Source organism: Kribbella sp. NPDC056861 (assembly GCF_040687575.1).
Classification (GTDB): Bacteria; Actinomycetota; Actinomycetes; order Propionibacteriales; family Kribbellaceae; genus Kribbella.
The window spans coordinates 464,502-479,437 of the sequence record NZ_JBFBNQ010000008.1 but is presented as its reverse complement, the minus strand read 5'-3'; the positions used below and the strand labels follow the sequence as shown (position 1 = coordinate 479,437).

14 protein-coding genes are annotated in these 14,936 nt (G+C 67.9%); 3 read left to right on the top strand and 11 right to left on the bottom strand.

Annotated elements, in window-relative coordinates; genetic code table 11:
* The first annotated feature begins 87 nt into the window (after nucleotides 1–87).
* On the top strand, nucleotides 88–2,937 hold the full coding sequence (locus tag AB0P21_RS36585; RefSeq protein ID WP_363703167.1) for a S8 family serine peptidase: 2,850 nt from the start codon (nucleotides 88–90) through the stop codon (nucleotides 2,935–2,937).
* Nucleotides 2,938–2,986: 49 nt separating this feature from the next.
* Here AB0P21_RS36585 and AB0P21_RS36580 read toward each other — a convergent pair whose 3' ends face one another.
* Nucleotides 2,987–4,276 (bottom strand): aspartate aminotransferase family protein, encoded by a 1,290-nt coding sequence (locus tag AB0P21_RS36580; protein ID WP_363703166.1) that lies wholly within the window; start codon nucleotides 4,274–4,276, stop codon nucleotides 2,987–2,989.
* A 76-nt stretch (nucleotides 4,277–4,352) separates the two neighbouring features.
* On the opposite strand from AB0P21_RS36580, the gene AB0P21_RS36575 reads away from it, so the two are divergent.
* Nucleotides 4,353–5,441 (top strand): LOG family protein, encoded by a 1,089-nt coding sequence (locus AB0P21_RS36575; protein WP_363703313.1) that lies wholly within the window; start codon nucleotides 4,353–4,355, stop codon nucleotides 5,439–5,441.
* On the opposite strand, the gene pdxY is transcribed toward AB0P21_RS36575, so the two are convergent.
* The 6 genes from pdxY to AB0P21_RS36545 all read right to left on the bottom strand — a co-directional run bounded on the left by pdxY (nucleotide 5,434) and on the right by AB0P21_RS36545 (nucleotide 10,725).
* Nucleotides 5,434–6,285 (bottom strand): pyridoxal kinase PdxY, encoded by an 852-nt coding sequence (pdxY, locus tag AB0P21_RS36570; RefSeq protein ID WP_363703164.1) that lies wholly within the window; start codon nucleotides 6,283–6,285, stop codon nucleotides 5,434–5,436. The genes AB0P21_RS36575 and pdxY overlap by 8 nt on opposite strands.
* The gene (locus tag AB0P21_RS36565) at nucleotides 6,282–6,896 is read right to left on the bottom strand and encodes a TetR/AcrR family transcriptional regulator (protein WP_363703163.1); all 615 of its coding nucleotides are present in this window, start codon (nucleotides 6,894–6,896) and stop codon (nucleotides 6,282–6,284) included. Before AB0P21_RS36565 ends, pdxY begins: the two co-directional genes overlap by 4 nt.
* Before the next feature lie 22 nt (nucleotides 6,897–6,918).
* On the bottom strand, nucleotides 6,919–8,085 hold the full coding sequence (locus AB0P21_RS36560; RefSeq protein ID WP_363703162.1) for an acyltransferase: 1,167 nt from the start codon (nucleotides 8,083–8,085) through the stop codon (nucleotides 6,919–6,921).
* A 76-nt stretch (nucleotides 8,086–8,161) separates the two neighbouring features.
* Nucleotides 8,162–8,713, bottom strand: a complete 552-nt coding sequence (locus AB0P21_RS36555) for a DivIVA domain-containing protein (RefSeq protein WP_363703160.1) — start codon at nucleotides 8,711–8,713, stop codon at nucleotides 8,162–8,164.
* On the bottom strand, nucleotides 8,713–9,834 hold the full coding sequence (rlmN, locus tag AB0P21_RS36550) for a 23S rRNA (adenine(2503)-C(2))-methyltransferase RlmN (protein ID WP_363703158.1): 1,122 nt from the start codon (nucleotides 9,832–9,834) through the stop codon (nucleotides 8,713–8,715). Before rlmN ends, AB0P21_RS36555 begins: the two co-directional genes overlap by 1 nt.
* A gap of 114 nt (nucleotides 9,835–9,948) precedes the next feature.
* Complete coding sequence (locus AB0P21_RS36545; RefSeq protein ID WP_363703156.1) at nucleotides 9,949–10,725, bottom strand: C39 family peptidase; 777 nt, start codon at nucleotides 10,723–10,725, stop codon at nucleotides 9,949–9,951.
* A gap of 261 nt (nucleotides 10,726–10,986) precedes the next feature.
* Between AB0P21_RS36545 and AB0P21_RS36540 the strand changes: the two genes are divergently transcribed.
* Nucleotides 10,987–12,021, top strand: a complete 1,035-nt coding sequence (locus AB0P21_RS36540) for an LLM class flavin-dependent oxidoreductase (RefSeq protein WP_363703154.1) — start codon at nucleotides 10,987–10,989, stop codon at nucleotides 12,019–12,021.
* On the opposite strand, the gene AB0P21_RS36535 is transcribed toward AB0P21_RS36540, so the two are convergent.
* From AB0P21_RS36535 to pyrH, 4 genes are all read right to left on the bottom strand, one after another.
* Nucleotides 12,011–12,619 carry a GNAT family protein gene (locus AB0P21_RS36535; protein WP_363703152.1) on the bottom strand — a complete coding sequence of 203 codons (609 nt, stop codon included), beginning with the start codon at nucleotides 12,617–12,619 and terminating at the stop codon, nucleotides 12,011–12,013. The genes AB0P21_RS36540 and AB0P21_RS36535 overlap by 11 nt on opposite strands.
* Nucleotides 12,620–12,650: 31 nt before the next feature.
* Nucleotides 12,651–13,484 carry a phosphatidate cytidylyltransferase gene (locus AB0P21_RS36530; RefSeq protein ID WP_363703150.1) on the bottom strand — a complete coding sequence of 278 codons (834 nt, stop codon included), beginning with the start codon at nucleotides 13,482–13,484 and terminating at the stop codon, nucleotides 12,651–12,653.
* Nucleotides 13,484–14,041, bottom strand: coding sequence for a ribosome recycling factor (frr, locus tag AB0P21_RS36525; protein ID WP_363703148.1), 558 nt, complete (start codon nucleotides 14,039–14,041; stop codon nucleotides 13,484–13,486). Before frr ends, AB0P21_RS36530 begins: the two co-directional genes overlap by 1 nt.
* Before the next feature lie 132 nt (nucleotides 14,042–14,173).
* Entirely contained in the window at nucleotides 14,174–14,923 is a 750-nt protein-coding gene (pyrH, locus tag AB0P21_RS36520; RefSeq protein ID WP_363703311.1) for a UMP kinase, read from the bottom strand.
* Between the last annotated feature and the right edge of the window lie 13 nt (nucleotides 14,924–14,936).

Below are 14,936 nucleotides of genomic sequence, written 5' to 3'. Positions count from 1 at the left end.
GGAGAGCTGATGAAACTCCTGCGGATACCGGCCCTGGGGGCCGTCGCATGTCTGGCACTCGCAGTACCAGGTCCAGCGGCTGACGCTGTGACTCCACCAGCACCGAAACCGACCATCCGGAGTGCAGGTGCCCCCGGCACCATCCCGGGCAGCTACATCGTCGTGCTGAAGGACGGCGCCCGGGCCACTGCGTCCAACCTCGCCGCCAAGTACGGCGGCCGGGTCAAGCTGACCTACACGACAGCGCTGCGCGGCTTCTCGGCCTCCCTGACCGAGGCAGAGGCGCTGAAGCTCGCTGCCGACCCAGAGGTCAAGTACGTCGAGCAGGACGGCATCGCCAAGGCAACCGACCGGCAGGCGAACCCGACCTGGGGACTCGACCGGATCGACCAGTTGAAGCTGCCCCTCGACCAGGGGTACACCTACGCGACCAAGGCAGCAGGCGTCACGGCGTACGTCGTCGACACGGGCATCTACAAGACGCACTCCGACTTCGGCGGCCGGGCGACCGACGGCTACGACTTCATCGACAACGACGCGGTCGCCAACGACTGCAACGGCCACGGCACCCATGTGGCCGGCACGATCGGCAGTACGACGTACGGCGTGGCCAAGGGCGTCTCGCTGGTCGGCGTACGGGTGCTGAACTGCCAGGGCCAGGGTGAGTGGTCGCAGGTGATCGGCGGCATCGACTGGGTCGCCCAGAACGCCAAGAAGCCGGCTGTCGCCAACATGAGCCTCGGCGGCGAAGCGAACACCTCCGTGGACGACGCGGTGAAGCGCGCGGTCGCGGCGGGCGTCACCTTCTCGCTTGCGGCCGGCAACGACAACGGCGCCAACGCGTGCAACACCACCCCGGCGCGCGTGCCGGAGGCCATCACTGTGGGGTCCACCGACAACCAGGACAACAGGTCGAGCTTCTCCAACATCGGCTCGTGCCTGGACTTGTTCGCCCCCGGGTCCAACGTCACGTCCACCTGGAACAACGGCGGCACGAACAGCATCAGCGGTACGTCGATGGCGACGCCACACGTCACCGGAGCAGCAGCGCTCTACCTGGCGGGCAACCCGACCGCAGCGCCTTCCGCTGTCGCCTCTGCGCTGACCAGCAACGCCAGCACCGGCCAGGTGAAGAACCCTGGCACCGGCTCGCCGAACAAGCTGCTCTACACCGGCTTCATCGGCGGCGGCACCCCCGAACCGCCCACCTGTGCGGGCGGCTCGTCCACCGAGGACGCTGCGATCCCCGATGCGGGCGCAGCGGTCTCCACCTCGACCACCATCACCGGCTGCGACGGCAACGGCACGTCGACCACCAGCGTGAAGGTCGACATCAACCACAGCTACACCGGTGACCTGCAGGTCGACCTGGTCGGCCCGTCCGGCGCGGTCATCAACCTGCGCAAGGCCGGCGGCGTCGGCTCGCCCGACGGTCTGCACCAGAACTTCACCGCCAACACGTCCGGTGAGAAGCGCAACGGCACCTGGAAGCTGCAGGTGAAGGACGTCTACCGCTTCGACACCGGCACGCTCGACGGCTGGTCGCTGAACTTCGCCCCGACCGCGGCCAACTACGAAGGCGACACGGTGCCGCAGAGGTCCGGTGGGCCGGCCGCCAACTTCGTGGGCGGTCAGGACGCCACCGTCAGCGAGTTCCCGTCCATCATCGCCGGAGTACGGGCCGGCGGCACCCGGCCGCAGGGCCAGACCTGCACCGGTACGGCGATCGCTCCGCGCAAGATCCTGATCGCCGCGCACTGCGCCGACGCGGCCGGCACCAAGAGCTTCATCTACGGCCGGGACGACCTCAAGGCCGGCGGCGGCACCACGGTCGGTGTGGTCGACTACAAGAAGCACCCGAAGTACGTGAACTTCGACCAGGGCTACGACGTCGCAGTGGTCACCACCGACGCCGACATCCCGGTCCCCGGCGGCAAGTACGCGACGTACGCGACCTCGACCGACGCCGGGCTCGAGCGGCCTGGCGCGACCGGCCAGGGCTTCGGCTACGGCAAGAAGGACTTCGACGACAACACGCAAGACGTGACACTGGACAAGGCGTCGCTGCCGATCGTCGACGGCTCGCAGGTCTGCAACGGCGTCGGCGCCGGCTTCAAGCCCGCGACGATGATCTGCGCCGGGTACTCCGACGGGCGGGTCTCCATCCTGCCCGGCGACTCCGGCGGTCCGCTGATCGTCCAGGGCAAGGTGATCGGCGTCGCCTCCTGGAGCCGCTCGGACTTCAAGTGGTACAGCGTCTACGGCCGGCTCACCAACGACATGGGTGACTGGGTCAAGCAGCAGGTCGGCGACGCGCCGCCCACCGGTGACTTCGGGATCGCGGTCTCACCGTCGACGGTGAAGGTTGCCCCCGGCAAGTACATCTCGACCACGGTGACCAGTACCAACGGGACCGGCAGCGGCGAGAACCTGACGCTGACCGCGGCCGGACTGCCGACCGGCGCCAAGGCGACCTTCCAGCCCGAGTCGATCGCGGCGGGCTCGGCCGCCAAGCTCACTCTGGAGGCCGGTACCGGTACTCCGGCCGGCAACCACACCGTCACGATCACGGCGGCGAACTCGGCCGGCAAGACGGCGACCGCCACGGTGACCCTGACGGTCGAAGGCGACCAGCCGCCGACGGGCGACGTACAGGTCACTGCTACGCCGTCCAGCGGGTCTGTCACTCAAGGCCAGTTGGCTCAGACGACCATCAAGGCCTCCGGCGGCACCGGGAACCTGACTCTCACCGCCAGCGGAGTTCCCGCCGGCACCCAGGTGTTCTTCAACCCGGCCACCATCGCCCAGAACGGCGCCAGCAACGTCTGGTTCTTCACCAACTTCCAGACGCCCCGCGGCACCCACTCCATCACCGTCACCGCTCGCTCGGCCGACGGCAAGACCGGAAGCACCACCTACTCCCTCACCGTTCGCTAGAGACAGCTGCGGGCCCTGCCGACGTCCGGCAGGGCCCGCAGTACTGGTTTCAGCGCAGGGTGTTGAAGGAGTCGCGGATGATCTCGATCGCCTCGGTGGTCTCCTCTTCGGTCAGCGTCATCGGCGGCGCCATCCGGAGCACGTTGCCGTAGAGGCCGCCCTTGCCGATCAGCAGGCCGCGGTTCTTGGTCTCCTGCTGGAGCTTGACCGTGATCGCGGCGTCCGGCTTGCCGTCCTCGGGGTTGATCAGCTCGGCGGCCAGCATCAGGCCCTTGCCGCGGACGTCGCCGAGCTCGGGGAACTCCTCCGAGATGCCGCGCAGCCCGTCCATCAACTGCGCGCCGCGCTTGGCCGCGTTGGCCTGCAGGTCGTTGTCGAGCAGGTACTCGATGGTGGCCTTGGCCGCGGTGGTCGAGATCGGGTTGCCGCCGAAGGTCGACAGTGAGTTCGCGCTCAGGCTGTCCATCAGTTCGGGGCGAGCCACGACGCCGCCGATCGCGAAGCCATTGCCGAGACCCTTGGCGAACGTCATCGCATCCGGTACGACGTCGTGCGCCTGGATGCCCCAGAAGTGCTCACCCGTGCGTCCCCAGCCGGTCTGCACCTCGTCGGAGATGAGCAGGATCCCGAACTCGTCGAGCACCTCCTTGAACGCGGAGTACAGGCCGTCGGGCGGTGACGAGAAGCCGCCCACACCCTGAATCGGCTCGACGATCAGGCAGGCGACGTCGCCCGCGGTACCGGTCTCGATGACGTTGCGCAGGTCGTCCACGCAGACCTTGATGTACTCGGCGTCCGGGAGATCCTTGAACGGGCTGCGGTACTGGTACGCGCCGTTCACGTACTGCACGTTGACCGGGGACAGGCTGCTCGCCGACCAGCCGCGGTTGCCGGTGATCGCGACCGTGCCGAAACCGCGGCCGTGGTACGAGTTGCGCATCGCCAGCACCTGGTTGGAGCGGCGCTTCTGGGTGGCGAACAGCATCGCCGCCTCGTTCGCCTCGGTGCCGGAGTTGGTGAAGAAGACCTTGGCGTCCGGGATCCCGGACAGCTCGGCGATCTTCTCGGCCAGCTCGATCTGCCGCCGGATCAGGTACACCGTCGAGGTGTGCGCGATCCCGCTGGCCAGCTGCTCGCGGACCGCGTCGGAGATCTCGGCGATGTCATAACCGATCGCGTTGGTCAGGATGCCGGCGAAAAAGTCCAGGTACTCCTTGCCCTCGCCGTCGGTGACCCGGCGGCCGGACCCCTGGACGATCTCGATCGGCTGCTCGTAGTACAACGCGAGCCAGTTCGGCATGACGGCCTGATGACGCTCCCACAGCTCCGCATGAGTCATGTTCTAAGCAATACCTCATCACCGGGCTCCCCCGCTATCGCGACCTAGCGGTCGCTTAGGGTTGCTCCTTGTGACTATGCCGAGCATTCCGCATCTGGACATCGAGTCGCTGGAGCATTTCGACCAGGTGATCGGGGCCGGGGCCACCTCAATGGGTGGCTGGCGGGTGCAGTCGGTGGACCTCACCGGGCGGTCCGCAGTACTGCTGACGCTGAAGCCGACAGGGTCGCTGTTCCTCGGCTGCGCGCTGGAGGAGACCGCGGCGACCTGGATCCGCGACGGCGGCGGGCTGATCTTCCCCACCATCCCGGAACTGCCGTTCGACCCGTACCGCGGTGTCCTGTACGCCGCTGACGAGCTCTACGCGAACCTCTCGTCAGGCTACGAGGCGACTCCCGACGCCCAGATCTACGCCTGGTCGCGGCAGCACGACGAGCGCGGCGACACCAGCCGCACGCTGGCGGCCGCGCTGCACGACCACTCGATCGCCGACGCGCTGCACGAGCTGCCCGACGGCAAGCCGTGGATCGGCGTGATGGGCGGCCATGGGATCGCGCGCACCGATCCGGCGTACCGGTCGGCCGTGCTGCTCGGCCGCACGCTCGCCCGCAACGGCCTGACTGTCGCCACCGGCGGCGGCCCAGGCGCCATGGAAGCCGCGAACCTCGGCTCCACCCTCGCCTCGTACGACGATGGCGCCGTCGACGCAGCCCTCTGCTCGCTCGCCGCGGCCCCGTCCTTCCGCCCGTCGATCGCCGACTGGGCCTCGACCGGCCTCGCCGTCCGCCGCGACTTCCCCGGCGACGGCGGCGTCTCCATCCCTACCTGGTTCTACGGCCACGAGCCGCCGAACGTCTTCGCCACCTCGATCGCGAAGTACTTCTCCAACGCCCTACGCGAAGACGTCCTGCTCAGCCGGGCCCGCGGCGGCATCATCTACCTGCCCGGCGCCGCGGGCACCGTCCAGGAGATCTTCCAAGCCGTCACCCCGAACTACTACGGCGACGCGGCCACCCAGGTCCCGATGATTCTGGTCGGCATCGACTACTGGTCCGTGACGCTGCCGGTCTGGCCACTGCTCGAGAGCCTCTCCGCGCACCGCGCGATGAGTTCGTCAGTTCTGCTCGTCGACACCGTCGAAGAGGCCGCCGAGCTGGTCAGCTGACTCGGGTCGGCTTGAACTGCAGCTGCGGGTTGGCGTAGGCGTCCTGCGACTCGACGAGCTGCAGCTCGCGCTCCCCCGACTCGTGCGTGCGGGTGAGCAGCTCGAAGACGCTCGACGTCGTCCGGGCCAGGGCGTCCGCGAGATCTCCCGTACTGCGGTAGTGCGCCGTGAAGAGCGCTGCCGTCACATCGCCCGAGCCGTTCGCCTTCATCGGGATGTACGGCGTCTGCACCAGCCACGCGCCGCTGTCGTCGACAGCCAGCATCTCGATCGTGCCGTCCTCGCGGTCCGGGCGCTCCACGCTGGTGACGAGCACTGTGCGCGGTCCAGTCGCTCGCACCAACTCCACCGAGGCCAGCGTGGACTCGAGGGTGTCCGGCTCGGTGCCGGTCAGGAAGCCCAGCTCGAACTGGTTGGGCGTGATGATGTCAGCCGCCGGAACGACCCGGTCACGCAGCAACACGGGGATCGCCGGAGCCACGAAGCACCCGGACTTCGCGTTCCCCATCACCGGGTCACACGAGTACACCGCCGACGGGTTGGCGGCCTTCACCTTCGCCACCGTCTCGAGGATCACGTCAGCGATCCCCTCACCGCCCTGATACCCCGACAGGATCACGTCGATCTGCGGCAGCACACCGCGGTCCTCGATGCCCAGCAACACCTCGCGGACGTCGTCCGGGCTGATCAGCGGCCCGCGCCACGCGCCGTACCCGGTGTGGTTCGAGAAGTTCACCGTGTAGACCGGCAACACCTCGACCCCGATGCGCTGGAGAGGGAAAACGGCCGCCGAGTTGCCCACGTGGCCATAGGCGACCGCGGACTGGATCGAGAGGATTTTCACCTCTCGATCATGCCATTAGCGCCTGAGAGACCGTGCAGGAGCAGTTGCTGGTTGGCGGCGCTGCGACCGGCCAGAACCTGTGGCGCGAACGGCGGCTCACCCAGAGTCGACTGCAGCAGCGGCTCCAGCAGCAGCGGGCCAAGGATCAGGAAGAGCACCTGGTACGGCGCCCAGCGCTCGTCGCCGCCGGTGATCGCACCGGCTGATCGCAGCGCGGCCAACTGATCGCGCGCACCGCTCAGCAGCCGGGAGAACACCCCGGAGCTCAGGTCGCTGCCTTCGAGCAGCAGCCGGCGCAGATAGTCGCGGCGAATGCTGTCGGCGCCGAAGAGTTGCGCGCTGGCGGTGCCGAGCACTGCCATCAACTCGTCACCGGACGCCGGCGTCGCCAGGCTGGAAACCGCAGTGTCGAAGGAGTCCAGGAGGTCCTCGTCGACCGCTTGGCGCAGGCCTTCCTTCGAGCCGTAGTGATGCCGGACCAGAGCATGGGACACCCCCGCCTCGGCGGCGATCGCCCTGGTCGTGGTCGGCTCGAAGCCTTGTCTGGCGAAGAGCTCCAACGCGGCCAGCCGGATCCGCGCCCGGGCTGTCAGGTCCGTGCTCTGGGTCATGCTCGTCAACCTACCGCCGTCGCTAGAGCAGTCGCCGCAAGTAGGGCGTACGGCGTACCAGCCAGGCGATCGCGAAGGTCAGGACTGTTGCTGTCGTGGTCACGGCGGCATAGCGGAGCAATGGGCTCTCCGGGAGGGTCTTGGCGGCGTACTGCAGGCCGACGACGACCGGTACGTGCAGCACGTAGATGGTGAAGGTCAGTGGGGCTGCGACTCGCAGCAGCAGGCTGGGCTTGTCCACCCACTCCCGGAACGCCACCAGCAGGCCGAGTGACAGCGAGACGGCCAGTAGGGACTCAACTGTCGACCAGAGGAGGGAGCCGGTGTTCCAGCCGCCCATTGCGTAGAGGTCGCCTGGGTTGGTTCCGAGGAGCAGGTGGGCGGCTGCGAGCGCAGTACCCGCGGCTAGCCAGTAGTAGCCCGCCCTGCTCGACAGTGTTGCCAGCCAGCCTCGCCGATAGGCCATCAGTCCGGCAACGAAGAACGCCCCGTACTGCGCGACGTCGGCGGGCTCGGTCTGGATGAACTCGAGCATCGGCACCCAGTGGTCGACCGGGTACCAGATCCGGAGTACGAAGGTGCCGAGCGAGACGAGTGCGACGAAGCTCAGGATCGCGGGCGTCTTCAGCGTTTGAGGACCTGCCGCCGCGGGCTTACCGGTGAGAAGCCGATAACCCGTGTAGAGAACGGCGTACGCCAGCAGGTGCTGCAGGAACCACAGATGCGCGAACTGGCGATCCGGCCAGCTCGGGCCGGACCAGCCGGCCGGCTGATCACCGAGCCCCAGGTAGACGTCCAGGTAGTAGTCGGCGAAGCCGAGCGGCGGGTACGGGCGGAAGTTGCAGTAGTAGGCGTACATCAGCACCGGGACCAGCACGAAGAAGCCGAGCAGGATCGGCGGCCCGAACCGCTTGAAGCGCTCGCCGAGGAACCGGCTGGGGCCGTGCCTGTCGTAGGACGGCGGGAACAGATAGGCGGAGACGAAGAAGAACAGGCTCATCCGGAACGCGCCGCTGATCGTCGCGACGGTTGCCAGCACCGGCGCTCTGCCCTCCTCCTCCACGTACCACCAGTCGGCCGGACCGTACGGCTGGCTGGCGTGGTGCGCGATGACGAGCACGATCAGCACGAGGCGAAGGTTGTCCAGGTACGTCAGTCGCTGTCCACTTGGATTGCTCACTGTCCACATGGACAGCAGTGTACGAACGCCAGCAGCCCACCGGGAGATCTATGGCTGAACACCCGGGTGGGGCCAGGGCGGTCCCCTACTTTCCGCTGAGCCGGCTTTCAGCCTCTTCGAGGAAGAGGTCGACCTGCATGACGTCGTAGCCCTCGCGGAAGCGCACCGGGGTGAACTGGACCTTCCGGATCTCGGCCGGTGTGACCGGGCGGTCGACCGGCAGGCCGTTCACTGTCGCCATCACCCGGTCCACGAAGTCGTCGACCTGGGCCATGTCGTAGCCCTCGGCGTACTTCACGGTGGTGAAGAGCGGTGCCTGCCACTGCGGCTGGGACGCCGGCGGTTGGTTGACGACCGAGTCGACGACTCGGTCGTTCGGCACGTCGACAGGCTGGGCCGCGGGGTCCGCCCGCATGCTCTGCGCGGCTTGCTCCAGAAAGTCATCGACCTCGTCGACCGAATAGCCCTCGCGAAGGCGGACCGGGGTGAAGCTCACGTTGCGGATGTCGTCCGCGGTCACCGGCGGACCGGAGTACCGGTTCTCGACGGTGGCCGTCAACCGCTCGACGAACGCGTCGACCTCGGCCATGTCGTAGCCCTCGCGCCAGCGAACGCGCGAGAAGAGCGGCTCCGACATCAGTCCTTGTTGGCCGCGGCCAACTGACCGCAGGCCCCGTCGATCTCCTGGCCGCGGGTGTCGCGGACGGTGGTCGGGATGCCGCCTGCCTGCAACCGGCGGACGAACTCGCGCTCGTCGGCCGGGTCGGAGGCGGTCCACTTCGAGCCCGGCGTCGGGTTCAGCGGGATCAGGTTGACGTGCACCCAGCCCCAGTCGCCGCGGGCCGCGAGCTTCTCGGCCAGCAGGTCGGCGCGCCAGGCGTGGTCGTTGATGTCGCGGATCATCGCGTACTCGATCGAGACCCGGCGCTTGGTCTTCTCGGCGTACCCCCAGGCGGCGTCGAGGACCTCGTCGACCTTCCACCGGTTGTTGATCGGGACCAGCTCGTCGCGCAGCTCGTCGTCCGGCGCGTGCAGCGACAGCGCCAGCGTGACCGGGATGCCCTCGGTGGAAAGCTGGTTGATCCGCGGCACCAGGCCGACAGTCGAGACCGTCACGCCACGGGCCGAGATGCCCAGCCCGTCCGGCGACGGTTCGGTGAACCGGCGGACCGCGCCGATCACGGCCTTGTAATTGGCCATCGGCTCGCCCATGCCCATGAAGACGATGTTGTTGACCCGGCCGGGGCCGCCGGCGATCTCGCCGCGGGCCAGCGCCCGAGCGCCGTCGACGACCTGCTCGACGATCTCGGCGGTGCTCATGTTGCGGGTCAGACCGGCCTGACCGGTCGCGCAGAACGGGCAGGCCATCCCGCAGCCGGCCTGCGAGGAGACGCACATCGTGGTGCGGTCCTTGTAGCGCATCAGCACCGACTCGACCAGCGAGCCGTCCAGCAGCTTCCACAGCGACTTGCGGGTGGTGCCGTTGTCGCACTCCAGGTCGCGGACCTTGGTCAGCAACGGCGGCATCAGCTCGGCGACCAGCTTGTCGCGGGTCGCGGAGGGTAGGTCGGTCATGTCCGCCGGGTTGTCGGTCAGCCGGGCGAAGTAGTGGTTCGACAGCTGCTTGGCCCGGAAGGCGGGCTCACCGAGCGCGGTGACCGCGGTACGGCGCTCCTCTCCGCTGAGGTCGGCCAGGTGCCGCGGCGGCTTCTTGGCACGGCGCGGCTCATCGAAAACAAGCGGGAGGGAGGTAGTCATCGTCTCTCAGTGTCCCCCGCCGCCACCCTGATTCACAAATTCACATCAGTGACCCTGGACACCCCGCGCGCCCCGGCCGTTGGTACCGGCCGGGGCGCGCGAGAGGTGGAGCGATCAGGCCGAGTAGCCCTTCGGCGGGATCAGGGTGGCGAGCTGGTTGAAGGTCAGCCAGTAGGTCGCCGGGCCGAAGCCGGCCGAGTCCGCGATCAGCACGGTGCTGTCGTTGGAGTCGTAGCCGATCACGGTGAAGTAGTGGTAGATCGTGTAGTTCGGGTAGCCCGGCGGGTGGTTGCTCGCGGGAGCGACGATGTTGGCGACGATCGGGTAGTTGCGGTCGATGTCGAAGACGATGTCGTACCAGAGCAGGTCACGCTGCGCCTGGGTCGGCGGATCGTTCGGCATCTCCTTGGTCTCGTACCAGCCGCCGCCGAGGTGCGCGTTCAGCTCGCGGGTGACCTGACCGATCCAGTCGGTGCCGTTGGCGGTGGTGCCGAGATCCGCGGCCAGGTGCGCCTGGCTGGGTGGCGTGATTCTGGCCGACAGCGCCATCGCCGTCGCGGCCGGACCACACCAGTAGCCGGTCTCCTGGTACTGATGGGTGACCGCCAGCGTCACGATCCCCTGCGTCTTGGACGCGCCGGCCGGCACCTTCTTGGCCGCTGCCGCCGCATTGGCCGCCTTCGCTGCGGGACTTCCGGCCTGTACGCCGTTGCTGGGCGTGGCCATCCCCGACAGCGCTGCGGCCGGAGCCGGACTCGCCACGGCCGACGAGCCCAATGCCATCGGCATCGAAACTCCGGCAACCAGGGCCAGACCGCATGCCGCGGCCTTCAACTTCGTCGTCGTACGCCTCCCGAGCCTCACGGGCGGCTGGAACAGATCACTGGACATGTGAGCTCCTCGAGCCTCGACGCGGCGACCTCCGTGGCCGTCGCACATGTCAGTGGATGCCTCCTGCCGAACCCTTGTAAACCCACTCTCCGAGCATGTTTGAGCACCCTCCGCGACCGTTCTTGGGGTGTTTCCGCAGGTCACAGCGTTGTCACCAGGTTTCCAAAGCCGCCGCAGAGCGGTGAAATTCTGACCGAGCGTTTCGACTCAGATCGAATCGAACCCGGGAATGACCTCTCGGACGACTCAGTTACACCTGACATGGACTCCCTCCCCCGTACTGCGCTCGCCGGGGTGCCGTTGTCGATCCTGGACCGGTCCCGGACCCGCACAGGCGAGACGGAGGCGGAGACGCTTCGCGCGACTGTCCGGCTGGCGCGAGAGGCGGAGGAGCTCGGCTACCACCGCTTCTGGGTGTCTGAGCATCACAGCGTGCCAGGGGTGGTCGGCTCGGCCCCCACTGTGCTGGCCGCGGCCGTGGCTGCATCGACGTCGCGGATCAGGGTCGGCACTGGCGGGGTGATGCTGCCCAATCACCAGCCGCTGGTTGTCGCAGAGCAGTTCGGCGTACTGGAGTCGCTGTTTCCTGGTCGGATCGACATGGGGCTCGGCCGATCGGTCGGCTTCACCAATGGCATCCGACGAGCGCTCGGGGTCGAGAAGGACGCTGCTGAGGACTTCAGCTCGCAGGTCCGAGAGCTACTCGGCTACTTCACCGGCACCCAGCAGAACCATCCGCAGGTCCACGCGCGGCCGGGCGAAGACCTGACCGTTCCGCCTTTCGTACTCGCGGTCGGCGAGGGCGCGCTGCTGGCTGCATCGCTCGGGCTGCCACTGGTCATCGCGGGCATCAAAGGCGAGCAAGAACTGCTCAGCCTCCTAGATCGCTATCGCACCGACTTCCAGCCATCCGCCTGGGCCACCAGCCCGTACGTCGTACTGGCGGCGACGGTGGCCGTCGCTGCGACGACTGAGGCCGCGCGGAAGCTGCTGTTGCCGGAGGCATGGGCCAGCGCTTACTCCCGAACCCGTGGCGTCTTCCCGCCGTTGCAGTCGATCTCCTCGGTGTTGGAGCTCGACATGAGCGAGAAAGAACGCGGCTTCTTCGAGCAGTCGCTCAGTGGGCAGATCTACGGCACCCCGGCGGAAGTGGACGCCGCACTGGGCGGGCTGGTGCAGCGGACGGGGGCGGACGAAGTACTGGTCACTACCAATACCTATGACCGTGCCGAGCTGGTCGAGTCCTATCGACTGCTGGCCGAGCTTGCCTCGGAGCGGAGCCTGGCTAGCCGTTGATGCGCTGCTGGAGGCCCTTGCGGACGTCCGGCCACTCGTCGGCCAGGATCGAGAAGACGACGGTGTCGCGCCAGGATCCGTCGGCCAGCTTCATGTGCCGCCTGAGCACACCCTCGCGAGTGGCGCCCAGCTTGGCGATCGCGGCCTGCGACCGGGTGTTGGCCAGGCCGGTCTGGATCTTCACCCGGCCGAATCCGCAGTCCTCGAAGGCGTGCTGGAGCAGCAGGAGCTTCGCCGCCGGGTTGACCTTCGTGCCCCAGACAGCCGGCGCGTAGCCGGTGTAGCCGAGGTGGGTCCGCTCGTTGTGCAGGTCGACGTCGGCCAGGCTCGACGTCCCGACCACTGTGCCCTCGGCACCCAACTCGCTATCGGCGGCGAGGCGGACGACGTACGCGAATCGCTTCTCCGCCGCGGGGATCCAGGTCTCCCGCATGTGCTCGGCGCTGGTAGGCATCGCGGCGAGACCGCCGCCGAAGCCACCGGCGTACACCTGCTCGGAGCCGATCGCGGCGTACAGAGAATCGATGTCGGAGGCAACGAGCCGGTCCAGCCGGACAATGTCACCGGCGAGCGGGCGGCCGTCGGGTGCGCTGGTCATACGGCCAGCAAACCCGGCGGCGCCGGCTACGTCAAACCAGTAGGTGCAGCAACAGCCAGACCGCGGGAGCCGTTGCCAGCAAGGAATCCAGTCGGTCCATCACGCCACCGTGCCCCGGCAGCAGGTTGGACATGTCCTTGATGCCGAGGTCGCGCTTGATCATCGACTCGGCCAGGTCGCCGACCGTCGCGGTCAGCACGGCGATCGCACCGACGATCGCGCCGACCCACCAGTGGCCGTCGAGCAGCAGCACCACCGAGGCGATGCCCGCGCCGATACAGGCGAGCGTCGAGCCGGCGAAACCCTCCCACGACTTCTTCGGGCTGATCGTCGGCGCCATCGGGTGCTTGCCGAACAAGACACCTGCCACGTAACCGCCGACGTCGCTGGCCACCACGACCAGGAAGAACGTCACCACCCGCTGCGGGCCGTCGTCGTCGGGCTGGACCAGCAGGATCGCGAAACCGGCCAGCAGCGGCACGTAGCCGAGCAGGAACACGTTGGTGGTGACGTCGCGGACGAACCCGATCGATCCGCCGGGCATCCGCCAGAAGATCGTCGCCAGCGTGGTCAGCGCCAACGCGATCAGCAGCGCCAGCGGGCCGCCGTAGTACGCCGCGACGAGCATCGCCGTGGTACCGACGAAGAGCGGGATCCGGGACAGCTTCGCGCCACTGTTGTGGAACACCCGGACCAGCTCGTCGACGGCCGCCAGGACGGCGACCAGCACGACGACGACGAACAGAGCCTTCTGCCAGAAGAGCGAACCGATGATGACCGCACCGAGACCGACACCGACCGCGATCGCCGCGGGCAGGTTGCGCCCGGCGCGGCTCGGCGCGGGGGTGCTCTGGTCGACGCCCATCACACCTCGAGCAGTTCGGCTTCCTTGTGCTTGAGCAGCTGGTCGATCGAGTCGACGTACTTCTTCGTCATCCCGTCCAGCCGCTTCTCAGCACTCTTGCCTTCGTCCTCGCCCGCCTCGCCGTCCTTGACCGACTTGCCGATCGAGTCCATCGCGTGCCGGCGGATGCTGCGGACCGAGACCTTGGCGTCCTCACCCTTGGTCTTGGCGACCTTGATGTACTCCTTGCGGCGCTCCTCGGTGAGCTGCGGCATGGTGATCCGGATGACGGAGCCGTCGTTGCCCGGGTTCACGCCCATGTCGGAGTCGCGGATCGCCTTCTCGATGGCCGGCATCGCGCCCTTGTCGTACGGCGAGATGAGCACCGTGCGGGGGTCCGGCACCTGGAACCCGGCCAGCTGCTGCAGCGGCGTCGGCGAGCCGTAGTAGTCCACCACGATGCTCGAGAACATGGACGGGTGCGCGCGGCCGGTGCGGATCGCGGCGAAGTCGTCTTTGGCGACCTCCACGGCCTTCGCCATCTTCTGGTCGGCTTCGCGGAGTGCTTCGTCGATCACGACAATCCTCGCTTCCTCGGGGCCGCGTCGGTGCGGCCCCATCATCCCTTTGGACACTGGCAACCCTACGAATGCTGGTGTACCACTCCACGGACCTGAGCCCGTGTGTTGGCCGTGATCTTAGTGGGTCCGCTACTGACCCGGGGAGACGACCGTACCGATCTTGTCACCGCGGACGACCCGGGCGATGTTGCCCTCCTCGAGTCCGAAGATGACGATCGGCAGCGCGTTGTCCCGGGCCAGGCTGATCGCCGTCGCGTCGGCGACCCGCAGCCCGCGGGCCAGGAAGTCGTCGTACGACAGCTGGTCGAACTTGACCGCGTCGGGGTTCTTCTTGGGGTCGGAGTCGTAGACCCCGTCGACACCCTGCTTGCCCATCAGCAACGTCTCGGCGCCGATCTCCAGCGCGCGCTGCGCGGCGACCGTGTCGGTGGAGAAGTACGGCATGCCGGAGCCGGCGCCGAAGATCACCACCCGGCCCTTGGACAGATGCCGGTCGGCCTTGCGCGGGATGTACGGCTCGGCGACCTGGCCCATCGTGATGGCGGTCTGCACCCGGGTCTCGACGCCCAGTTTCTCCAGGAAGTCCTGCAGGGCCAGGCAGTTCATCACGGTGCCGAGCATGCCCATGTAGTCGGCACGGTTGCGCTCCATCCCGCGCTGCTGCAACTCGGCGCCGCGGAAGAAGTTGCCGCCGCCGACCACCACGGCGACCTGCACGCCGGTGCGGACCACCTCGGCGATCTGCTTGGCGATGGAGTTGACCACGTCAGGGTCGACGCCGAGCTTGCCGCCGCCGAACACCTCACCCGACAACTTCAGCAACACCCGGCGATAGGCCGGTTCGAACGGCGAAGAGGCCGGATTCGTCTCGGTACCCAGGGTTTCCGTCACG